We start from the raw sequence: 20,656 nt of genomic DNA, 5'->3' as shown, positions 1-20,656 counted from the left end.
TATGGTGGAGGGGGACGGATTCGAACCATCGAAGGCAGTGCCGTCAGATTTACAGTCTGATCCCTTTGGCCACTCGGGAACCCCTCCAGGGTTTTATACTTGTTTGATGTTTTCCCAACGCATCACTCAAGTGCGGAGCGCATCATAACAAACTGCGCATGACTGTAAACCCTTTTTTGAGGATTTTGAATTGAATGGTGCCTTTTTGGACAAAGACGCTTAAAAAGCGTGTTTTTCGTCATTATTTCTTAACCAGCAACGTATTACCACTAATGTACGTGGACAGATGGCGATCGGATTGAAGCGAATTGTAAATTTTGTATTTCACTTAGATTTACACTTCTTGACGTTACGGGTCGTATAACCCGCTAAAATGTCCAGAGTTTTATATGGAAAAACAAATACGATGAAAAACAAAACTATAATCGGTTTGCTGGCACTGTCTATTCTTAGTGTCTCACCAGCAACGTTTGCCAAAAGGAACGCCGGTGCTCAGGCTATATCAGTTGTTACCGAGCCAGTGGCGGTTCATCAGGTTTCACAATCTTTGTCACTGGTGGGTAAGTTGGAAGCGGATCAGTCGGTTGTGATTGCCTCTGAGGTAAATGGCATTGTTGATGAAATCAGAGTCACTGCCAATCAGACGGTTGAAAAGGGCCAGTCGCTGGTTTTGCTGAACGACGATAAGGCGCGAGCTGCCGTTGCGGAAGCCAAGGCCTACGTACGTGACCAAAAACGTATTCTGGCGGAGTTCGAACGTCTGGTGGATCGCAATGCCATCACCAAAACGGAAATTGATGCACAAAAAGCTGCCGTTGAAATTGGTACTGCTCGCTTAGATGCTGCCAACGCCAACCTGAATGACCTCCATATAGAAGCACCTTTCTCAGGCTCGGTTGGTTTGATTGATTTCAGTCGCGGTAAGTTGGTCAATGTCGGCACTGAGCTGTTAACGCTGGATGACCTTTCTGTCATGCAGCTCGACCTACAAGTCCCAGAGCACTATCTTCCTATGCTGGAGAAAGGGATGGCGGTGACTGCACGAACAGCGGCCTGGGGCACACGTGTTTTCTCCGGTAAAGTGGTGGCACTGGATACCCGAGTCAATCGGGAGACCTTGAACCTTCGAGTTCGTATTCATTTTGACAACGAGGATAACCGTCTGAAGCCTGGTATGCTGGCTCAGGCGCGCATGGAGTTTCCACCTATCGAAGCCCCTATTATTCCGGTACAGGCACTGGAGTATTCCGGTACCAAGCGCTACGTCTATGTCGTGGATGACAACAACAAAGCCCATCGCACAGAAGTCTTTCTGGGAGCCAGAGTTGGCAATCAGGTGGTCATCGAGCGAGGCTTAGACATTGGCCAGCGTATAGTGGTCCAGGGCATTGTCAACATGCGCGATGGTGCGTCGGTAAAAGAAGTAGAGTCACAACCGACGGCGGGTCGTACCTCGACAGAGCAGGCACCTGAAATGAAGGAAGCGAGCTAATGTTGTTATCTGATGTTTCTGTTAAACGTCCGGTAGCGGCCATCGTACTCAGCTTATTACTGTGTGTGTTTGGTATTGTCTCCTTTAGCAAGCTCGCGGTGCGCGAGATGCCGGACATTGAAAACCCTGTAGTTTCGATTTCTACACGTTATTCCGGGGCGTCGGCTACCATCATTGAAAGCCAAATCACCTCGGTCATTGAAGATCAGCTGTCGGGCATCAGTGGAATCGATGAAATAGAATCGACCACCCGAAATGGTATGTCACGCATCACGGTGACGTTTGAACTGGGCTATGACCTGAATACAGGCGTCAGTGATGTCCGTGATGCAGTAGCGCGTGCTCAGCGCGCACTACCGGATGAAGCGGATGACCCGTTAGTATTTAAGAACAACGGCAGTGGCCAGGCCTCGCTGTACATTAATCTCAGCTCGTCGGAAATGGATCGCACCCAATTAACTGATTATGTCAATCGTGTGCTGGTCGATCGTTTTAGCCTGATATCTGGCGTGAGTTCGGTAGACATTTCTGGCGGCTTGTATCAGGTTATGTACGTCAAGCTCAAACCTGCCTTTATGGCAGGGCGCGGTGTGACGACGTCGGACATCACAGCGGCGCTGCGCCGTGAAAATATCGAAAGTCCGGGGGGCGAGGTGCGTAACGATGCCACTGTAATGTCTGTTCGTACCGCCCGAGCCTATAACACGCCAATTGATTTTGAATACCTGGTGGTAAAACGCGCCAGCGATAATACACCGATTTACCTGAAAGACGTGGCCGATGTTTACATTGGTGCGGAGAATGAAAACTCGACCTTCAAAAGTGATGGTGTGGTTAACGTCAGCATGGGTATTGTGCCGCAATCGGACGCAAACCCGTTGCAAGTGGCGGACTTAGTTCACAAAGAAGTTGAGCGAATGCAGCAGTTTCTGCCTAAAGGCACTCGACTGGCGATCGATTATGACTCCACGGTGTTTATCGATCGCTCCATCTCAGAGGTATACAACACGCTGTTTATCACCGGGGGACTGGTGATCCTGGTGCTGTACATCTTTATTGGTCAGGCGAGAGCCACGTTGATTCCGGCTGTGACGGTGCCGGTGTCGCTGATTTCATCGTTTATTGCGGCGTACTTCTTCGGGTTCTCTATTAACCTGATTACTCTGATGGCACTGATCTTATCGATCGGCTTAGTGGTGGATGATGCCATTGTGGTGGTGGAAAACATCTTCCACCATATTGAACGTGGTGAGTCACCGCTGCTTGCTGCCTATAAAGGGACGCGAGAAGTTGGCTTTGCGGTAGTGGCGACAACCCTGGTTCTGGTGATGGTTTTCTTACCCATCTCGTTTATGGACGGGATGATTGGCCTGTTGTTTACCGAGTTCTCGGTACTTCTGGCCATGTCGGTGATTTTCTCGTCACTGATTGCTCTGACGCTGACGCCGGTGTTAGGTAGTACGATCCTCAAAGCTAATGTTAAACCAAACCGATTTACTCAGTTTGTTGATCGCGGTTTCAAAAAACTGGAGCGTGGCTATAAGCGGGCACTGGCAAAAGCCCTCAAATGGCGTTGGGTTGCACCCATTGTTATAGTGGCTTGTATTGGTGGAAGCTTCCAACTGATGCAACTGGTACCTGCTCAGCTGACTCCTTCTGAAGACCGGGGGGTGATCTTTGCTTTTGTTCGCGGGGCTGATGCAACTAGCTATAACCGCATGTCAGCCAACATGGATATCGTTGAAGATCGACTGATGCCTTTGTTAGGCAAGGGTTTTCTGAAGTCGTTCAGTATTCAGTCGCCGGCATTTGGTGGACAGGCAGGTGACCAGACTGGTTTTGTCATCATGATCCTTGAAGACTGGAACGAGCGTGATATTACTGCGCAAGAATCCTTGGGCCAGGTGCGTAAAGCGTTGGCTGGTATTGCTGACGTTCGAGTGTTCCCATTTATGCCAGGCTTTCGCGGTGGCTCGAGTGAGCCAGTTCAGTTTGTTATCGGTGGTTCTGACTATCATGAGCTGCAAATTTGGGCTGATAAACTGGAGCAGGCGGCGGAAGAGTCTCCGTATATGGAAGGTGCAAGCACCGACTACTCGGAAAAAACACCAGAGCTGGTAGTCACCATTGACCGTGAGCGCGCCGCAGAGTTGGGTATCAGTGTGGCCGATATCTCCGACACGCTGGAAATCATGCTTGGTGGTAAGAGCGAGACCACCTATGTAGAACGTGGCGAAGAGTACGATGTGTATTTGCGAGGTGACGAAAACAACTTCAATAACGCTAACGATCTGAGTCAGATTTACATGCGTACTCAATCGGGTGAGTTAGTGACACTGGATGCGATCACTTCGATTGAAGAAGTCGCGTCTTCTATTCGTCTGTCGCACTACAACAAGCAGAAGTCGATAACGATTAAAGCCAACCTGTCCGATGGCTACACTCTGGGTGAAGCGCTGAACTTTATGGATCAGCAAGCGATTGAGATGTTGCCGGGCGACATTTCGGTGAGCTATGCGGGCGAGTCGAAAGACTTCAAAGAGAATCAGTCGAGCATTTTTGTAGTGTTTGGTTTGGCGTTGTTGGTGGCTTATCTGGTGCTGGCTGCACAATTCGAAAGCTTTGTTAACCCGTTGGTGGTGATGTTTACGGTACCTATGGGGGTGTTTGGCGGCTTCCTTGGTTTGGTCATCATGCAGCAAGGGCTGAATATCTATAGCCAGATAGGCATGATCATGCTTATTGGTATGGTCACCAAAAACGGTATTTTGATCGTGGAATTTGCCAACCAGTTGCGCGATAAGGGCATTGAGTTTGAAAAAGCGATCATTGATGCCTCAGCCCGACGACTTCGCCCGATTATGATGACGGCCTTTACCACTTTGGCTGGTTCCATTCCTCTGATTTTATCAACGGGCGCCGGTTACGAGAGTCGTGTCGCAGTAGGTACGGTGATTTTCTTCGGAATGGCGTTTGCAACGCTGGTGACCTTATTTGTTATTCCGGCGATGTATCGATTGATTTCTGTAGCTACCAGAGCGCCGGGGCACGTTGAAGCAGAGCTCAATAAGGCACTGAGTCTGGACGTGAAAGCGCGAACCAGTCACGGTGACTTGCCGAACAGCTAATTCATAAGCCCAGTTTCGACTGGGCTTTTTTTGGTTTGTTGGTTAGGATGAGAAGAGATAAAACCAACAAAAAAGGAAAGTAAAGTGGCTGATTTCAAATATAAAGATCTCCCTCAGGAGCAGCAGGACAAATTGGATGCTGCTGTATTCCGCCGCCTTCTTGAGCATCTTGATAATAATAAGGATGTACAGAACATTGATCTGATGATTCTTGCCGGTTTCTGTCGAAACTGTTTCAGCAAGTGGTATAAAGCGGAGGCTGAGACTGCTGGTCTGGATTTAGACATCGATGATGCTCGTGAGCGCGTGTATGGCATGACGTACGATGAGTGGAAAACCAACCATCAACCGAAAGCAACACCAGAGCAGTTGGCGGCGTTTGAAGCCAGACAGAATAAAAAGTAACGCTCTACACTCTCTTTTTATTCTTCTCTGAGGTAATACAGAAAGAGAGGAATAATTTCTTCCATACCCCAATCGGGGTATGGTGATTGGCAGCTATCACAACTTAATCTTCACGGCATTTATATTTAGCATCTCAATGCTAATTTAGACTTAACAACAACTATAACAATAGTGATACCGTGATTTTATGTTTGCATCTAAAAAACAGTTAGCCAATATCAAAAAGCAACTCTCCTCTGAAATTGACCAAAAAAATACATTGATTGGCGAGTTGACGTCGCTGCAGCAACAGAATGATGTCAAAGAGCAGAGAATCCAGCAGCTTGAAGCACAGTTGGAAAGTCAGAAACAGCGCTCTCGACGCTTTCTGAGCAGTGTCACATCTGAGCTGGTTGGAGCGACTGGTAATATTGAGGCGGCAAACAATCAGCTTATTTATCAGAGTGACCAATTGCAGGCCAATTTAGGGGTATTTGAAGCCACCGACCAGCAGTTGCACGCCATGTATCAGTCACTGGACCAAGTCTCCCGTTCGGCCACTGCCAGTAAAGAAACCGTGGAAGCTCTGCAACTGTTGACGGCCGATATCACTCAGTTTATCAGCATCATTCATCAAATCTCAGAGCAAACGAACTTACTGGCGCTGAACGCTGCTATTGAAGCGGCAAGGGCAGGTGAGCATGGCCGTGGTTTCGCGGTGGTGGCAGATGAAGTACGCTCCCTGGCAGGGCGGGCAAATGCAGCCGCCAGTGAAATATCAGGTCTGGTGGAGCGCATTGAAGGCAGCACAAATCGCGCAGGAGAGAACATTGAGCTTGTATCAGCTCAGGTCGCGGATGCCTCCAAAGGGGCCGCCGATATTGTCCGCGATACCCAGTCTATTTTGTCGCTCTCGTCCGATACCGTGGATGTGATCTACACGGCAACGGTGGACATTTACGCATCCAGTGCCATTACACAATATACCAATATGTGGGCTACGGCTCATTCTAAGTTGATTGGTGCAGACTATGACGCAATATTGCTGGAGCTTGGAGAGCGAGATACCATTTTTGGACAGGTGGTCGCCCATCATGGTGAAACTCAAAGTCTGGCTCGTGAAGGCGGCCCGTTGGAGTATTTCCAGGTAAAAGCGAAAGCGCTACACGACGGCCTGAGAACGGTGGCCGGCGGTCAAAGCGACGCGGAGCTGGTGGAGCAATTAGATATGGCCTACCGTGATTTGGTCTCTTATATCGCAGCGGCTCAGGATAAGGTAAAAACGTCTTACGACGCGAAATAATGAAAAGGGGAGTGATAATAGCACTCCCCTTTCAGTTAACCTTCCAGCTCACCTGTCGCTTCAAATATCTCTAGCTTTTCCAGGTAAGGTTGCAGGCTACCGATATTATTGGCAATCCACTCTGTGTTGTAGTAAGTATCCAGATAACGCTCACCACTGTCACAAAGCAGAGTGACGATAGAGCCTTTTTCACCGCGCTTTTTCATTTCACTGGCTAATTGAAGTACGCCGTAAAGGTTGGTGCCAGTAGATGCCCCCACTTTACGTCCCAGCGCTTTTTCCAACCAGTGAATGGTAGCAATACTGGCCGCATCTGGAATAGTGCGCATCTCATCGACCACGCCAGGGATGAAGCTTGGCTCAACACGTGGGCGGCCGATGCCTTCAATTTTGCTGCCACAGTCGCCGGTCAAATTGGCGTTGCCGGTCTTGAAGTAGTCATGGAATACCGAGTTTTCAGGGTCAACCACGCAAAGCTTGGTATCGTGTTTCTGATAACGGATGAAACGACCGATGGTTGCTGATGTTCCGCCTGTTCCAGGACTCATGACCACCCAGGATGGAACTGGGTGATCTTCCAACTCCATTTGGCTGAAGATGGAGTTGGCGATGTTATTGTTGCCGCGCCAGTCTGTCGCGCGCTCTGCGTAGGTAAACTGATCCATATAGTGGCCGTTGAGCTCTTCGGCTAAACGACGAGACTCGGCATAGATTTGGTCAGAACGATCGACCAGATGCGCTTTACCCCCGTAAAACTCAATCTGTTCAATCTTCTTACGAGCGGTGCACTTTGGCATGACCGCAATGAATGGCAGGCCGAGCAAACGGGCAAAGTAAGCCTCAGACACCGCAGTGCTGCCCGATGAAGACTCAATGACGGTGGTTTCCGGTCCGATCCAGCCGTTACAAATTGCGTACAAAAACAGTGAGCGAGCCAAACGGTGCTTCAGTGAGCCCGTTGGGTGGGTACTTTCATCTTTAAGGTAAACGTCAATCCCCTCAATGCTGGGCAGATCAAGCTTAATAAGGTGAGTGTCGGCGCTGCGCTGGAAGTCTGCTTCAATTTTGCGAACAGCGTTGTTTATCCATTGATGATCGGTACACATAGTTTTGTTTCCTACTTTATTATCGGTATGGTGATAATTTACCTACGTAACGAGAGAAAAACTTTGCTATATTGACTGCTAAATCACACCAATGTAGAAAAAATTTCTCTTTGCGAGGTCTTGTGGATATCGATAACACTGATAAGAAACTGCTGGCGCTATTGCAGCAAGACGGAACCCTGTCACTCAACGACCTGGCTGAGGCGGTGAACTTAACCACAACCCCTTGCTGGAAACGCCTTAAGAAATTAGAAGATAACGGGATTATCGACAAACGGGTGGCCTTGCTCGACCCTGAGAAATTGGGGTTATCCTTCACTGCCTTTGTTCAGATAAAAACCACCGATCACTCCCATGAATGGTATAAAGCGTTCGTCGATACCGTTTCTGAGTTTCCGGAGGTAATGGAGTTCTACCGCATGGCGGGGGAGTACGATTACATGATGAAAGTGCTGGTTAAAGACATGAAATGCTTTGATGAATTCTACAAAAAACTGGTGAACAGCATTGATGGTTTGTCCAACGTGACCTCCACTTTTGCAATGGAGCCGTTGAAGTATACGACCGCACTGCCCATCCGTTGAGCTGGGAATAGTTCTCAACTTATCGACAACAAACTTGCCTTGTAAGAGTAATCACTCTATAAAAACAGTTCTGGAATAATTTTGAGTAAGCAAGGGAAGGGGCGTCGTGGTGCTGCATCAAGTAATGGTATCGGTGAAAAGCCGTTCATAAAAATGGTCCACGTTCTCCAGCCAGAATGCGTATCGAAACTGGGGCCGATGCGTTGACCCGTGTACTCCCGTTTATTGGACAGAGAGATAACCCGAGACTGACAACACTGGTCCTCGCTCTGGGCTATAAAGACAGTCGGCAGTTAATTGCCAAAGTGGACTCATTGTTGGCGTCACTTAATATTCCAGCTGAAGTTGCCGAGTGGCAGCAGGCGGATATTCCTCATCTTGCCATGTAAGCGGTTGGGGAGGCATTTGGAGAGTATCCGGTGCCGAGGAGATGAACGTGCAGCAGTGCCAGCAATTACTAACCCAATTACTCGATAGAGGAGAGCAATAATGAGTATGCTTGAACTCAATGAACAACAATTAAGCGCTCAACTTGCAGAGCAGAATGTGACTATGGCAGAGCCAGTCATCGTAGACTGCGAGCAACGAGATGCACTGCTTGCACGACTTGAGGAGCAAAAAGCCGCATTCAAAGAGTCTCCTTTTATCAGTCGTGAGCTAAGACGGGTTAATCTGCTCAAACTGGAAAAAGTATTACGTGAAAACCAGTCTGCGATTTGCGAAGCTATTGCTAAAGATTTTGGCCATCGCTCATCTACGGAAACCGCATTGCTGGAAATCTTCTCTTCTATCGATGGCATTATTGATGCGAGAAAGCAGCTAAAGAAGTGGATGCGTGTCAAACAGCGTCATACATCCGTTTGGTTCTGGCCGGCAAAGAACAAAGTCGTGCCGCAACCCCTTGGCGTAGTGGGGATCATTGTGCCCTGGAATTACCCTCTCTATCTGGCCATCGGACCGATGACCGCTGCCCTGGCTGCCGGAAATCGCGTCATGGTCAAAATGTCGGAAAATTCTGCCCACTTATGCCAGGTGCTTAAGGATGCATTTTCGACGCAATTCACGGAAGATGAACTTTGTTTCGTAGCAGAAGAGGGCAATACAGGACCGATTTTTTCCAGTTTACCCTTCGATCATTTGATTTTCACTGGCTCCGGTGCCACCGGACGTAAGGTAATGGCGTCTGCAGCCAAGAATCTGACACCGGTAACGCTGGAACTGGGTGGCAAGTCACCGACAATCATTGCCCCTGATTATGACGTAAAGAAAGCGATGAAACGAATTCTGGGCGGTAAGGTGTACAACGCTGGGCAGACGTGTGTGGCCCCGGATTACTTGTTTGTGCCTGAAGACAAACTTAAGCAGGTGATAAAGTCCGCCAAATCCATCATCAAGGGGCGCTACAAAACGACCGACCATCCCGATTACACCGCTGTCATCGACGCGACATCCTTCCAGCGATTGTCCGACACTCTGGACGCGGCGAAGGCAGGGCAGGGAGAAGTGATCAACCTGATCCCGTACAGTGAACCTGACCCACAAACGCGACGTTTTCCGCTGCATCTGGTGGTGTCACCGGATGCGGACGAGGTGGTGATGACGCGGGAGATCTTTGGCCCGATTTTGCCGATTTTAACTTATAAAACCTTAGACGATGTCTATCACTTTATCGGCGAGCGTGACCGTCCACTGGCACTGTACCTGTTCTCAAATGATAAAGAACTACAGCAAACAGCAATGGAGAACACCATGTCGGGTGCCTTCACCATCAATGATGTGATGCTGCATGTTGCTCAGCATGACCTGCCATTTGGTGGCGTTGGGCCAAGTGGAATGGGACACTATCACGGTCGGGAAGGTTTCGAAGCCTTCTCCAAAATGCGCCCGGTGATGCATCAGAGTAAACTTTCGGCGATCAGTCTGCTGTACTCTCCTTATTCTGGCTTCGCCCGAAGAGTGGTGAACTACCTCATCAACAGGAAGTGGAGTAAGTATCCCAATTAATGGGGCACAGTCAGGAAAACAAAAGGCGGTATGAGATACCGCCTTTTTTGTCCGTTAGATTGAGCATTACTCAGTAAATCGTAATACCCCTTCCTGTGCGGTGGAGGCGACGAGTTCACCTTTTTGATTATAGATTTCACCGCGCACTAGGCCGCGTGAATTGCTGGCGTTCGGACTGTCGATGGCATACAGCAACCATTCGTTGGTATTCACCGGACGGTGGAACCACATCGAATGGTCGATAGTTGCCATTTGGAAGTTTGGCGCAAATATCGACACTCCGTGAGGGTGCAGAGCGGTGGTGAGGAAACGCCAATCCGACGCGTATCCTAAAACATACTGATGAACCAAGGCATCGTTGGGAACGACGCCGTTGGCACGTATCCACAGATACTGTTTTGGCTCTGCTTTTTCCGGTTTGAGTGGATTGATGACAGTAACCGGACGCACCTCAATGGCTTCTTCACTGCAAAATGCCTCGCGGATTTTTGGTGGCAGGAAGTCCGCAATGCGTGCCGCAAGCTCTGACTCAGAAACAAAGTTCTCCGGGCCTGCGACTTCTGGCATCGAATTCTGATGTTCAAAGCCAGGTGCTTCGCCATGGTAACTGGCCGTCAGGTAAAAAATAGGACGACCATCCTGAATTGCTTTTACCCGGCGAGTGCTGAAGCTTTTACCATCGCGCAAGTTTTCTACGTCGTAGATGATGGGTTTTTCTGCATCCCCCGGGTAGAGAAAGTAACTGTGGAAAGAATGCACGGTGCGACTTTCATCCACCGTATAGCGGGCAGCAGAGAGAGCCTGACCAATCACTTGTCCGCCATAGACCTGTGGAAGGCCCAGATTTTCACTCTGGCCCCGAAATAGCCCCACTTCCAGTTGTTCCAATTTCAGTAGCTCTAATAATTCACTTAATGGCTTACTCATAACACCCGTCTTTATTGTGTACTTTGTTAGCCAAGTGTGGAATTTACCGAGAGATTCGTCAAGCCGGCAATTGTGTAGGAATACAGTGAATTTATTGAAAAATCGTTCGCTTTTGTTAAGCGATGTGTGCCAAATCTGTTATGTTTAGTGCATATTCATCCTGTACACATAACAGGCAAGCACCGTAACTCATTCAGAGAGGCACCATGAACAAGACACTCGTAAGCGCTTTAGCGATCGCATTAGGTTTAGGCTTAGTCGGATGCCAATCCGCGCCTCAAAAGGATTCACCGTCTCAAGTGGAGCAGCAAAAACAAGTGGAAGATAATATGGCGTCCGTAAAAGGAACCATCGCTTATCGAGAGCGTATTGCATTGCCGCCCAATGCTGTTGTGACCATCAAGCTTCAGGATGTGTCGTTGCAAGATGTGGCTGCTGTTGTCATCAGCGAACAAACGTTTACTACCGATGGTGCTCAGGTTCCGTTTGACTTCGAGCTGAGCTATGACCAAACGGATATCAAGGCAAAACACACCTATAGTGTCAGCGCTCGTATTGAAGTCGACGGGAAACTTCGCTTCATCAGTGACACCTCTTATCCGGTGATCACCGATGTGAACCAGACATCAGACGTGAATCTGATGTTGGTAGGCGTGCGCTAAAAAAACCGTTTGGGTGGGGTTAAGGCTGCCACCCAAACTGCCTCAAACTGATCTTTCCTTTTACTGAAAATACCACTCCCTCCTCGGTTAACAGCGACTTTTGCCTTAGGAAGTCGTCACCTTTTAGCGATATTTCTCCCTTACTATTGATGACCCTGAACCATGGGAGTGTGCTCCCCAATGGCAAGTTACCCAGTGCTTTGCCAACATGGCGCGCGTAACCGGGATAGCCCGCCATTTTGGCAATTTGCCCGTAAGTCGCCACTTTTCCATGTGGAATTTGGTGAATTACTGCAAAGATTTGTATCTTAAATTGATCCATACTGAAAGTGTCCTAGTTCAGTTTGCCAGGGATGGGTAATAAGGAGGAGCTATGGTATTTTCCGTGTTTCAATTCATAATCACAAGTCTGCTTGCCGTAGTTTGTGCCAGAGCCATCAGCGTCACTGAAGGGGATATTCCTGTATTGGCGATGATGATTCCAGCGCTCTGGATCTTGCCTCAGGGCGGCGTGGCCGGACTCATGTTACTGGCCTCAATGGTGGTTTATGGGCTAACGTTGCCGATGCAGTCTATCGCCATGTCCGTTGCGGTGTGGATTCTTATCCCTGTCTTTATGGTGGCGTTCTCAAAACGCAGCAATATTTGGGTAGTGAGTATCATTGCCTTGATCGTGTTGACGCTCAATGTCGGTATTATGCTGACTCAGGCAGCGGGCAAGTTAGGCGGTACGCCTATGGTGACGCTGGTGCAGGCGTTCTCGGTCTTTGTTGCCTGGTATGCGGCAAGAAACTGGAAAGGTTCCACTGAGCACAGTTGGTGGTCATTGGCGCTCATTCTGCCTATCTGGGCTGCGGGCCTGCCTTATGCCGCGCTGATTTCACTGTGCATGACCGGGATGTTGGCCTCAATGGAAAGTCTCACCAGACTCAAAACATTCCGATGGAACAAGTTGCTTTGCTGGACCCTGCCTACTGTTGGTTTTGCTGCGCTGGTCGTCGTTCCGTCTATTGACGTACCCAAACCCGTCTTTGTCGTTTGGTTATGCCTACTTGGTACGGCCTGGATGACCGACTACATACTGAGTATTGACGAAGAAAATCAGGAACTCTAAGTCTTATATAGCGCTTGCACCGCCCACAGTGTAGGCGCTTTGTTTAATCTGTAAGCACTTAATCATCATGAGATACATATTTCCGGCGAGGCACTTGCATTCAGCGCTGCGATACCTGATAATCCCCACACGCTTTGCAACAGTGACCCTTCACTAAGCAACAGCACAAAATCTATGGAGGCCCTGGTCCTCCCGCAACAATAGCTCGTGAACTCGGTCAGGTCCGGAAGGAAGCAGCCGCAGCGAGTGACTTGTGTGCCGGGATGTGGCTGGGGCTTCCACCCATCTAGCGTTTGTAAAATCTGTTACTCATAGACCTCACAGTTTTCCAATCACAGTTCAATTCTCTTGATTCCTAAAACTACCTAATACATTGCTTTGATGTTCATGGATTCTTCTGAGAAGACTATTTCTACGTAACTTGGATGCTCCATCAAATAGAGCGACTAGTGTCTGGAAAATGATGTTGGGGTGAATTGTTGCCCCATTGCTCACTTGTTACGACTGGCTACAAGCCTTTACTGTCCTCTGCCATGTCGTGGGTTACTAAACCGTACTGCCCCTTTCTCTTTTTCTAAACCAATAAATAACCCTGTCATTCCCTTGAAAAAGGGAATCTCATGCAACGGGCTATGAACACAATTCATGCGACTTAGTCATTATTTTTCAGTCATCTACGCGCTTTAGGAGATCCTCACTTGCGTGAGGATGACGGCATTCTGGGGGGTGTTGAAACAATGGAGACTAGATTGCTTTTGTCCTGAGACGTGCTGAAGGTGCATGTAACGCAGAAATGCCCCATTTCTTGTTTTTAAACCAAAAAATAACCCCCGTCATCCCCTTGAAAAAGGGGATCTCATTCAGCGCGTCGCGAATCGGACTTACGTGACTTAGTCGAATGTTTTCAGTCACCTACACGCGGTAGGAGATCCTCACTTTTGTGAGGATGACCTCTATGTGAGGTATGCTAAAAGCAAAGGAAAATTGATGGTTTAGTTAGCCCTAACTACTGGACGGTTAAGTTTTGTCTATTAACTAGAAAGTCGAAAGAAAGTTCAGATAAACCTTTGCCATCGAGTTGTGCATTCCATGCGCCGTGACCATATCCCTCTAGCGTCTCAAGTCGGTTGTATATGCCTAAATCATTATATATATCCTGCAATTCAACGGCTTCTGAATAAGGCGTTACGGGATCGTTCTCGGTACCATGTGCCATAAATAATTCAGGGTCGTTACTGTCATATCGATTTAGGCCATACACATTTTCAAATAAGTCCAATTTTATGTTTGAACCCCAATAGTAAACCATGCTTCGTACAGCATAACTCTGGTCTAAATGGGTAGTAGCAAGAGTAGGATCGTCGCTGATAGATATTTCGTCTCTAAAGTCTTCGTTCTCTGAAATTCCTAAAGCAATCGTTGTAATGGAGCCTGCCGAGGCACCGCCTACGGTAATGTAATCGGGGTTTATGTTGTAAGTATCCGCATTAGCAACAATCCAGCGAAGTGCTGCTTTTGCATCTCTTTGTGCGGTGTACATCGCAGTACTGGTTTTTACTTGATCTGGAGATTCCGCTGTTTGCAGGGCATATTCAAGCCACTCTTGTGGAGCAATACCGTTATAGTAAGTTAATAGCTCTTCTGGCGTTTTACCTGTAATTGTTCCCAAGTCTTCAGCGGTACGATAATCGACAGACACAACCACCCAACCTCTCGATGTAAAATAGTGAGCCAAATCGATAATTTCAGGCTTAGTCTTGGTGCCTGATTGAAAACCTCCGCCATGAATGAACATATAAACCGGCCTATTGGCGTGATCATTTGCTGGATAGTAAATATCGAGTGTTTGCGGCGCAGCAAAAGGGGATGAGCTCACATTGTCGTGAACAAGACCATCAGCGTATTCAATATCGCTTTCAACTAATACCAAATAAGTTGACTCGGCACTAACCATTGGTGCACCAGTGCTGAGGTTGGGTTCGCTACTTCCTTGTTGGTTGCAACCAAAGTTCATCGCGGCAAAACATGTAAGTAGCAACGTAGCTAAACGGCTATTCTTCATCGATCGTGTTATTAACTTAGAGACAGCTTCGAGGTTGTTTAAAAATATAACATATATGCGTGGGGATACTTGTTGTAGCCTGCTATTTTAAGATCTTCAACCCAAAACCAGACCAGCTTTATTAAGGCACACCGACGCCACCATGAGCTCAGGGACGACTAATGGTGCTTAACGTGTTGTTGACTAAATATCGCCTGACAGTATTTCTAAGAACGGTGCGCTTAGTTACTGTTTACTGCGCTCAAGTATTTCGCCATAAGGCGGATCTCTTCGTCGGTGTAGCGTTCCATTGCGACCACCATGGTCATGAACAAGCCGTTTTTACGCTTTTTCATCTTGTAATCTTTCATTTGGTTGAAGAGGTAAAGCTCGTTTTGTCCGCCGATTTTCGGGTACATAGGCATCACGGGCTCATTTCCGGTTTCACCATGGCAAGTAGCGCACCCCCCTTTACCAGGAGCGATGTACAGTGCTTTGCCTTTGTCAGTCTCAGTGTTGGCGAAAATGGAGAAGCTGATGGAGGCAATAAGTAAAATAAGCATACTTTTCATGATTACAGTTCCTCTTTTAAGCAAGTTAGCCAGTCTTGAATCACTTCGGGTGAGTGCTTGATATACCCAGAATAACGAAATTTAGCTTCACCATTAATCACTACCAATGTGGCGGGTAGCCCTTGAAAACCGAGCGCTTGAATTGCCCCCATATCCGGCTCAATGGTTTTCGGTAAGTGATGAATACCCAATTTAGAAAAACGCTCTTCGATCGCTGGGAGATTGCCCCCAATGTGTACGGTTTCGATAGAATGCCAGAGGCTGAGGTTACAATCAGGCTAGCGATGTATTTAATCAAAGGCTCTTACACAAATGATGACGTGATATGTGCGATTGATGGAGCACAGGTAAAGGTTGGTTCAACTGTTATCTTTCCAATTATTGAGTTCTTGAATGCGGAAGGTTGGATTGGTCTAGAGCAAGAAGAAAAGTGGCAATGCAAGTACGTTAATAGGAATTTTTCTCAAGGTATCGTTATTCATACGGCTTCAGGAGAGGGTGACCTAGTTTCGAACCTTACAAATGGCTATACACTGAGAGTTGAATCGAAAAAAAGGCCAATGGTAAGTAAACCAGGCTCCAAAGAGTATCCGCTTATCCGTGAAGCAATTGGACAGTTAATGACAGTCGAGTATGCCAACGAAGATGACATTTTGGCAGTCGCAGTTCCCGAATCACCAAAGTTTCTTGATCTTGCCCGACAATGGAGAGATAGACCGTTAATGAAGCATGCTGGTATTCAGATAATAACTGTCAGTCGCAACAACCAAATCACAGGGCTGGAACATATCGGCATGTAACAAGCTTGTCTGAGAAACGTGTAGCTCACCTATGCCCCATTCGGTGTTAGAGTGGTAAATCAATAGCAAATCGTGCCTCAGGAATCCCGTACTTTTCGTCATGGGTCGGATTTTTGGATGTAGCCAAATCCTCCAATTTTCTTAGGCTCGTTAACATTTTTGTCTAAAGGTATGCTCGTATAACATTGCAAGCATACTGAGGCTATACGACAGAAGTGCATTTTCCTGAACCACTATATCTAGGAAGTTACCAACTTAACTTGAATTGTTGGACGTAAAACTAGGGTTTCACGTTTGCTTGTTTGTTTCAGGTCTAGAATACAAGCCGTAAATTGTTGCCAAGTTAGCGATGATAAATGTGCCTTCAACTAAGCTTCCCCCGATTGAGCCTAACCATAAGTTGTGTGTGAACCAGCAGCATGAGTTAAATAGAATCACACTGCGCATCTTAACTCCCTCCAAAGAGAACAGAGCCCAAGTGCCTGCCGCAGAACCAATGATGGTGAGTGCCTCTATCGGAGCGCTTAACTGTGGAACCGTCATCGCAATTAGTAAGCTGATAAAAACCCACATAACCCAGCGAGATTGAGTTTTGATTGAGACAAAGGCGCGAACACCGTTGATGGTTACCCCGATAGCTGCGACCATCGCGTCCATCATGAAGAAATGCACAGCCATGATGAAACAAAACGTCACCATGCCGTAGCGAAATTTGAGGTCGTCTTTTTGTAGAAAGGCGAGTACACCACAAAGAAAAGCAATTCCACCAACGACTTGCGCAGCTATCATTTGCTCACTCCCTTGATAGAAATATTTAGTTTAGATGTTCGGCAAGAAAATCCAAACAGATGTAAGGACTAGTCAAAACACGTATTTGCTGTGAGATTAAAGGTGCAGCATTCATCATAGAAGCTTGAGCTAACATAATGGCTTGGTAATTCCGATCTTGTTGTAATTCTTGGTTTAAGTCTTTGGCTATATGGTGATTGAACTTCTCAAGATTTCCTTCGGCATAGAGATCCCAAGCCCCTTCAATCAGCTTGAAATAGAATTTAGTGTTTGGCGCTTGTGAATTAAGAAGTGCGCCTGTTGGCTCAATAGTGCTTTCAAGGGTAACTGCGACCAACACGTGAGCGAACTTTGCACTCTCGCTTGCCATCGGTTTATCAACCCTAAATACATTATCATTTGGGAAGCTGTCTACGACAGGGCCTAATGTTGAACAGGTGCAGATGATGTAGTCAATGCCGTTACTGATCTGCTTTGTCAGGTAATTATGAATGGCCTGTTTGGTATGCTCATTTTGACCCTTGTTACGAATCTCGGTGAGGAAATGCTCTTGTACATCATGGGAGATGTCATGCTGAGGGAATCGCGAAGCAGCCAGTGGAGCGAAGATCTCGGCGTTGTTATCGAGAGTGTGTAGAAACAAGATTTTCATAGTTGGTTGTCCACTGGAGTTGGCGCAATACAAAAACCTCTCCGCTAGGGAGAGGTTCTAAAGAGAGTGCTGGTTAAGAGTTAACTAACTCCACTGCTTCACGAGTTAGGCGAGCAAGCTCTTCCCACTCACCAGCCTCAACCAGTTTTTTGTCGACCATCCAAGTACCGCCACAAGCAAGTACACGAGGCACTGCTAAGTAGCCTTTGATGTTCTTTTGATTCACACCGCCCGTAGGCATGATATGCACATCACCGTAGGGAGCCAGTAGTGCCTTCACCATGTTTACGCCGCCAGACGCTTCAGCAGGGAAGAATTTTAGAGTCGTTAGACCCATCTCTAGCGCCGCTTCGATTGCGCTAGGGTTGTTAACACCAGGAACAATATCGATTCCGATTTCTTGGCAGGCTTTGACAGTATTTGGGTTGAAACCAGGAGATACGACGAACGTCGCGCCTGCTTCTTTCGCTGCAATCGCTTGCTCTTTGTTTAGAACAGTACCTGCACCAATCAGCATGTCTGGTTGTGCTTCGCGAAGTAGGCGAATAGCCTCTGCTGCTGCATCAGAGCGGAAGGTGATTTCTGCTGCTGGAAGACCGTTTTCAGCTAACACCTTGCCAAGCGGGATGATGTCTTCAGCCTTGTCGATTGCGATAACTGGGATAACTTTTAGTGCTTTTAGCTGTTCGTTAATTGTAGACATGATAAATCCTTGTAAATTAATTCTATTTTTGAGTCACAACATCAGTGGCTGATTTGGGAATGATTGCGCCACGGTGTTGGATTACCACGCCGGCAAGTGCATTGCCGCGTTGGCATGATTGTTCTAGGGAGCCTCCTGCTAAGTAGCAAGAGAGAAAACCGCCGTTAAATGAGTCACCCGCTGACGTGGTATCGATGACATTTTCGACTGGTATTGTCGGCACTGTGTAACTGTTATCATGGGTAGTGTCACCAACAAGACAACCTTTCTCACCCAGTTTGACCACAACCTTAGTGACCCCAAGGTTATGCAGGCGGGTCAATGTATCTTCAGGTGTTTTATCACCCCAGATCAGCTGTTCATCATCAAAAGTGACCAGCGCTAAATCTGTGGTTTGATACATTGCTTTGTAGTGTTCTTTGACCGTTCTCAGCTCATCATTTGGCCATAGAGCCGGGCGGTAATTGCTGTCGAATGATACTTCTACCCCTTGATGGCGAAGATCAGCAAGCAGAGTGAGTAGCTTGCTGCGATCTTCATCAGGCAAAATCGCTAGGCTGATACCACTGACAAACACCATATCCATTTTTGTTAGAGATTGTTTAATCCGGTTGAAGTCTGGATGTTGCAGTAGGTAGTGCGCTGGCGATTGGTTACGCCAGTATAAGAAAGTACGTTCGCCTTGGTCATCTAGCTGAATGAGGTAAAGGCCTGGGGTACGACTTTCGTCATGCAGTACAAGGTCGGTGTTTATGCCTTCTTGCTGCCAACGAGCAATCATACCTTCACTCAACGGATCAGCACCCATTGCAGAAACGTAAGAAACGGTGATAGCTTGTTCTTCAGTATTGAGTTCACAACCGCGGCTCAGGTAAACCGCAGCGTTAAGTGTATCCCCACCAAAGGTTTGGTGCATTGCGCCGAACGGTTTGCCGTTCAGCTCAATCATGCACTCTCCAATTATTGCGATATTCTTCATAACCAGTTCTTACGCGAAGTAGCGTTTAGCATTGTTAAAGCAAATATCTTCAACCATAGGACCAAGCAGTGACATGTCATTGGGTACTTCACCGTTTTCTACCCAGCGGCCGATCATGTCACATAGGATGCGACGGAAGTACTCGTGACGGGTGTACGATAGGAAGCTGCGCGAGTCCGTAAGCATACCAACGAACTGACTTAGTAGACCTAGCTGAAAAAGCTGTTCCATCTGGCGCTGCATGCCATCTTTCTGGTCGTTGAACCACCAACCTGAGCCAAACTGGATTTTGCCGGCGATACCACCACCTTGGAAGTTACCAATCATTGTCGCCATCATTTCATTATCACGAGGGTTTAGGCAGTAAAGGATGGTCTTTGGCAGCTCGTTGGTCTTGTCCATATCATCTAACAGGTGAGCCAGCTCGAATGCGAATGTACGATCGCTGATGGAGTCAAAGCCAGCGTCTGCGCCTAGTAGCTTGAACATACGAGTGTTGTTGTTACGTTGCGCACCGATATGTAGTTGCATTACCCAGCCCAGTTTTGCATAGCGCTTGCCCAGCCATACTTGTACAGCAGTAGAGAATTGCGCACACTCTGTTTCGGTAAGTTCTTCACCGTTTAATCGACGGGTAATCAGGCTATCAAGTGTTTTTTCTGATGGGATTTCGGCATAACGAACCACTTCAATACCGTGGTCAGCTGCACGACAGCCGTGAGCGTCAAAGTGAGCTAGGCGGTTATCGAGAGCATGAAGTAAAGCGTCAAAGCTCGTGATTTCAATATCAGCGGCATGGCCCAGTAGAGTCATGTAGTCAGCAAAACCGTCTAATTCAATCTTGAAGGCTTTATCTGGACGCCAGCTCGGTAGTACTTCAACATCAAAGCTCTCATCTTCGGCAATGGCTGCATGATGTTCTAATGTATCAATAGGGTCATCGGTCGTTCCCGCCATCACTACGTTCATTTGTTTCATGATGCTGCGTGCAGAGAATTCAGATGTTTGTAGAAGCTCGTTGCACTCATGCCAAATGCTATCAGCCGTTTCTGGGTTAAGCAGTTTGTTAGTGATGCCGAATGGACGACGAAGCTCAAGGTGAGTCCAATGGAAGAGTGGGTTGCCTAATGTCATAGGAACCGTTTTGGCCCACGCCTGGAACTTTTCGTACTCGCTTGCATCACCCGTAATTAGGCGCTCTTCAATGCCCGCAGAGCGCATACCACGCCACTTGTAGTGATCGCCTTCGAGCCAAATTTGACTCATGTTTTCAAACTGGCGGTTCTGTGCAACTTCTGCTGGGTTCAGGTGACAATGGTAATCAAAAATTGGCTTGTCAGCTGCGTGCTCATGGTAGAGACGGCGAGCCGTCTCATTACTTAGTAGGAAGTCATCACATAGAAAGTTTTTCATGTT

At 47.5% G+C, this 20,656-nt stretch carries 21 protein-coding genes, 1 tRNA gene and 1 other RNA gene; 11 read left to right on the top strand and 12 right to left on the bottom strand.

Features of this window, described 5'->3' with window-relative positions:
* Positions 1-2: 2 nt before the first annotated feature.
* Positions 3-87: transfer RNA gene (locus C4S60_RS14840), tRNA-Tyr, on the bottom strand.
* A 319-nt stretch (positions 88-406) separates the two neighbouring features.
* Here C4S60_RS14840 and C4S60_RS14835 point away from each other — a divergent pair.
* From C4S60_RS14835 to C4S60_RS14820, 4 genes are all read left to right on the top strand, one after another.
* A complete protein-coding gene (locus C4S60_RS14835) occupies positions 407-1,492 on the top strand; it encodes an efflux RND transporter periplasmic adaptor subunit (protein ID WP_103881134.1) in 1,086 nt (361 codons plus the stop codon).
* Entirely contained in the window at positions 1,492-4,620 is a 3,129-nt protein-coding gene (gene vexH / locus C4S60_RS14830; protein WP_103881133.1) for a vibriobactin export RND transporter permease subunit VexH, read from the top strand. The genes C4S60_RS14835 and vexH overlap by 1 nt, the downstream gene beginning before the upstream one ends.
* Positions 4,621-4,704: 84 nt before the next feature.
* Positions 4,705-5,025, top strand: coding sequence for a DUF1244 domain-containing protein (locus C4S60_RS14825; protein ID WP_103881132.1), 321 nt, complete (start codon positions 4,705-4,707; stop codon positions 5,023-5,025).
* Between the two features lie 187 nt (positions 5,026-5,212).
* The gene (locus C4S60_RS14820) at positions 5,213-6,307 is read left to right on the top strand and encodes a methyl-accepting chemotaxis protein (RefSeq protein ID WP_103881131.1); all 1,095 of its coding nucleotides are present in this window, start codon (positions 5,213-5,215) and stop codon (positions 6,305-6,307) included.
* 35 nt (positions 6,308-6,342) lie between these two features.
* Here the strand turns inward: C4S60_RS14820 and C4S60_RS14815 are convergent, their stop codons facing one another.
* Complete coding sequence (locus tag C4S60_RS14815) at positions 6,343-7,413, bottom strand: PLP-dependent cysteine synthase family protein (protein WP_103881130.1); 1,071 nt, start codon at positions 7,411-7,413, stop codon at positions 6,343-6,345.
* Between the two features lie 122 nt (positions 7,414-7,535).
* Here C4S60_RS14815 and C4S60_RS14810 point away from each other — a divergent pair, with 122 nt between their 5' ends.
* The 3 genes from C4S60_RS14810 to C4S60_RS14800 all read left to right on the top strand — a co-directional run bounded on the left by C4S60_RS14810 (position 7,536) and on the right by C4S60_RS14800 (position 10,001).
* Positions 7,536-7,997 (top strand): Lrp/AsnC family transcriptional regulator, encoded by a 462-nt coding sequence (locus tag C4S60_RS14810; protein WP_103881129.1) that lies wholly within the window; start codon positions 7,536-7,538, stop codon positions 7,995-7,997.
* Between the two features lie 176 nt (positions 7,998-8,173).
* On the top strand, positions 8,174-8,386 hold the full coding sequence (locus C4S60_RS14805; RefSeq protein ID WP_103881128.1) for a hypothetical protein: 213 nt from the start codon (positions 8,174-8,176) through the stop codon (positions 8,384-8,386).
* Between the two features lie 100 nt (positions 8,387-8,486).
* Positions 8,487-10,001: a coniferyl aldehyde dehydrogenase gene (locus tag C4S60_RS14800; RefSeq protein ID WP_244183113.1), complete on the top strand. Its 1,515-nt coding sequence runs from the start codon at positions 8,487-8,489 to the stop codon at positions 9,999-10,001.
* 66 nt (positions 10,002-10,067) lie between these two features.
* Here the strand turns inward: C4S60_RS14800 and tesB are convergent, their stop codons facing one another.
* The gene (gene tesB / locus C4S60_RS14795) at positions 10,068-10,928 is read right to left on the bottom strand and encodes an acyl-CoA thioesterase II (protein ID WP_103881127.1); all 861 of its coding nucleotides are present in this window, start codon (positions 10,926-10,928) and stop codon (positions 10,068-10,070) included.
* Between the two features lie 206 nt (positions 10,929-11,134).
* Between tesB and C4S60_RS14790 the strand changes: the two genes are divergently transcribed.
* On the top strand, positions 11,135-11,590 hold the full coding sequence (locus C4S60_RS14790; RefSeq protein ID WP_103881126.1) for a YbaY family lipoprotein: 456 nt from the start codon (positions 11,135-11,137) through the stop codon (positions 11,588-11,590).
* A 19-nt stretch (positions 11,591-11,609) separates the two neighbouring features.
* On the opposite strand, the gene C4S60_RS14785 is transcribed toward C4S60_RS14790, so the two are convergent.
* The gene (locus tag C4S60_RS14785; protein ID WP_103881125.1) at positions 11,610-11,912 is read right to left on the bottom strand and encodes an MGMT family protein; all 303 of its coding nucleotides are present in this window, start codon (positions 11,910-11,912) and stop codon (positions 11,610-11,612) included.
* A 51-nt stretch (positions 11,913-11,963) separates the two neighbouring features.
* On the opposite strand from C4S60_RS14785, the gene C4S60_RS14780 reads away from it, so the two are divergent.
* Together C4S60_RS14780 and ffs are read left to right on the top strand one after the other, a co-directional pair.
* Positions 11,964-12,704: a VP0952 family biofilm-associated protein gene (locus C4S60_RS14780; RefSeq protein ID WP_103881124.1), complete on the top strand. Its 741-nt coding sequence runs from the start codon at positions 11,964-11,966 to the stop codon at positions 12,702-12,704.
* Positions 12,705-12,885: 181 nt separating this feature from the next.
* An RNA gene (gene ffs, locus C4S60_RS14775) (signal recognition particle sRNA small type) lies at positions 12,886-12,982 on the top strand.
* A 728-nt stretch (positions 12,983-13,710) separates the two neighbouring features.
* On the opposite strand, the gene C4S60_RS14770 is transcribed toward ffs, so the two are convergent.
* From C4S60_RS14770 to C4S60_RS23800, 3 genes are all read right to left on the bottom strand, one after another.
* Positions 13,711-14,766, bottom strand: coding sequence for an alpha/beta hydrolase (locus C4S60_RS14770; protein ID WP_208623271.1), 1,056 nt, complete (start codon positions 14,764-14,766; stop codon positions 13,711-13,713).
* A 221-nt stretch (positions 14,767-14,987) separates the two neighbouring features.
* The gene (locus C4S60_RS14765; RefSeq protein ID WP_103881123.1) at positions 14,988-15,317 is read right to left on the bottom strand and encodes a c-type cytochrome; all 330 of its coding nucleotides are present in this window, start codon (positions 15,315-15,317) and stop codon (positions 14,988-14,990) included.
* Positions 15,318-15,319: 2 nt separating this feature from the next.
* Positions 15,320-15,469, bottom strand: a complete 150-nt coding sequence (locus C4S60_RS23800) for a YbbN family protein (protein WP_244183111.1) — start codon at positions 15,467-15,469, stop codon at positions 15,320-15,322.
* A gap of 24 nt (positions 15,470-15,493) precedes the next feature.
* On the opposite strand from C4S60_RS23800, the gene C4S60_RS14755 reads away from it, so the two are divergent.
* Complete coding sequence (locus C4S60_RS14755) at positions 15,494-16,117, top strand: hypothetical protein (protein ID WP_146060876.1); 624 nt, start codon at positions 15,494-15,496, stop codon at positions 16,115-16,117.
* A gap of 288 nt (positions 16,118-16,405) precedes the next feature.
* Here the strand turns inward: C4S60_RS14755 and C4S60_RS14750 are convergent, their stop codons facing one another.
* The 5 genes from C4S60_RS14750 to uxaC all read right to left on the bottom strand — a co-directional run bounded on the left by C4S60_RS14750 (position 16,406) and on the right by uxaC (position 20,653).
* Positions 16,406-16,906 carry a YgjV family protein gene (locus C4S60_RS14750; protein WP_103881121.1) on the bottom strand — a complete coding sequence of 167 codons (501 nt, stop codon included), beginning with the start codon at positions 16,904-16,906 and terminating at the stop codon, positions 16,406-16,408.
* A 25-nt stretch (positions 16,907-16,931) separates the two neighbouring features.
* Positions 16,932-17,558, bottom strand: a complete 627-nt coding sequence (locus C4S60_RS14745; RefSeq protein WP_103881120.1) for a hypothetical protein — start codon at positions 17,556-17,558, stop codon at positions 16,932-16,934.
* Between the two features lie 73 nt (positions 17,559-17,631).
* Positions 17,632-18,261: a bifunctional 4-hydroxy-2-oxoglutarate aldolase/2-dehydro-3-deoxy-phosphogluconate aldolase gene (locus C4S60_RS14740; RefSeq protein WP_103881119.1), complete on the bottom strand. Its 630-nt coding sequence runs from the start codon at positions 18,259-18,261 to the stop codon at positions 17,632-17,634.
* A 22-nt stretch (positions 18,262-18,283) separates the two neighbouring features.
* Positions 18,284-19,240, bottom strand: a complete 957-nt coding sequence (locus C4S60_RS14735; protein WP_103881118.1) for a sugar kinase — start codon at positions 19,238-19,240, stop codon at positions 18,284-18,286.
* Positions 19,241-19,249: 9 nt separating this feature from the next.
* Positions 19,250-20,653, bottom strand: a complete 1,404-nt coding sequence (gene uxaC / locus C4S60_RS14730; protein ID WP_103881117.1) for a glucuronate isomerase — start codon at positions 20,651-20,653, stop codon at positions 19,250-19,252.
* Between the last annotated feature and the right edge of the window lie 3 nt (positions 20,654-20,656).

Origin of the sequence: Vibrio hangzhouensis (genome assembly GCF_900107935.1) — a bacterium.
Taxonomy (GTDB): Bacteria; Pseudomonadota; Gammaproteobacteria; order Enterobacterales; family Vibrionaceae; genus Vibrio; species Vibrio hangzhouensis.
Note: the sequence above shows the minus strand (reverse complement) of the source record. Positions and strands in the feature narration are given on the sequence as shown.

Bases quoted from the DNA above. Each gene is read 5' to 3' on its own strand.
- C4S60_RS14835 (WP_103881134.1), top strand. From the start codon at position 407: ATGAAAAACAAAACTATAATCGGTTTGCTGGCACTGTCTATTCTTAGT.
- vexH (WP_103881133.1), top strand. From the start codon at position 1,492: ATGTTGTTATCTGATGTTTCTGTTAAACGTCCGGTAGCGGCCATCGTA.
- C4S60_RS14820 (WP_103881131.1), top strand. From the start codon at position 5,213: ATGTTTGCATCTAAAAAACAGTTAGCCAATATCAAAAAGCAACTCTCC.
- C4S60_RS14815 (WP_103881130.1), bottom strand. From the start codon at position 7,413: ATGTGTACCGATCATCAATGGATAAACAACGCTGTTCGCAAAATTGAA.
- C4S60_RS14805 (WP_103881128.1), top strand. From the start codon at position 8,174: ATGCGTATCGAAACTGGGGCCGATGCGTTGACCCGTGTACTCCCGTTT.
- C4S60_RS14800 (WP_244183113.1), top strand. From the start codon at position 8,487: ATGAGTATGCTTGAACTCAATGAACAACAATTAAGCGCTCAACTTGCA.
- tesB (WP_103881127.1), bottom strand. From the start codon at position 10,928: ATGAGTAAGCCATTAAGTGAATTATTAGAGCTACTGAAATTGGAACAA.
- C4S60_RS14790 (WP_103881126.1), top strand. From the start codon at position 11,135: ATGAACAAGACACTCGTAAGCGCTTTAGCGATCGCATTAGGTTTAGGC.
- C4S60_RS14785 (WP_103881125.1), bottom strand. From the start codon at position 11,912: ATGGATCAATTTAAGATACAAATCTTTGCAGTAATTCACCAAATTCCA.
- C4S60_RS14780 (WP_103881124.1), top strand. From the start codon at position 11,964: ATGGTATTTTCCGTGTTTCAATTCATAATCACAAGTCTGCTTGCCGTA.
- C4S60_RS14770 (WP_208623271.1), bottom strand. From the start codon at position 14,766: ATGAAGAATAGCCGTTTAGCTACGTTGCTACTTACATGTTTTGCCGCG.
- C4S60_RS14765 (WP_103881123.1), bottom strand. From the start codon at position 15,317: ATGAAAAGTATGCTTATTTTACTTATTGCCTCCATCAGCTTCTCCATT.
- C4S60_RS23800 (WP_244183111.1), bottom strand. From the start codon at position 15,469: ATGGGGGCAATTCAAGCGCTCGGTTTTCAAGGGCTACCCGCCACATTG.
- C4S60_RS14750 (WP_103881121.1), bottom strand. From the start codon at position 16,906: ATGATAGCTGCGCAAGTCGTTGGTGGAATTGCTTTTCTTTGTGGTGTA.
- C4S60_RS14745 (WP_103881120.1), bottom strand. From the start codon at position 17,558: ATGAAAATCTTGTTTCTACACACTCTCGATAACAACGCCGAGATCTTC.
- C4S60_RS14740 (WP_103881119.1), bottom strand. From the start codon at position 18,261: ATGTCTACAATTAACGAACAGCTAAAAGCACTAAAAGTTATCCCAGTT.
- C4S60_RS14735 (WP_103881118.1), bottom strand. From the start codon at position 19,240: ATGAAGAATATCGCAATAATTGGAGAGTGCATGATTGAGCTGAACGGC.
- uxaC (WP_103881117.1), bottom strand. From the start codon at position 20,653: ATGAAAAACTTTCTATGTGATGACTTCCTACTAAGTAATGAGACGGCT.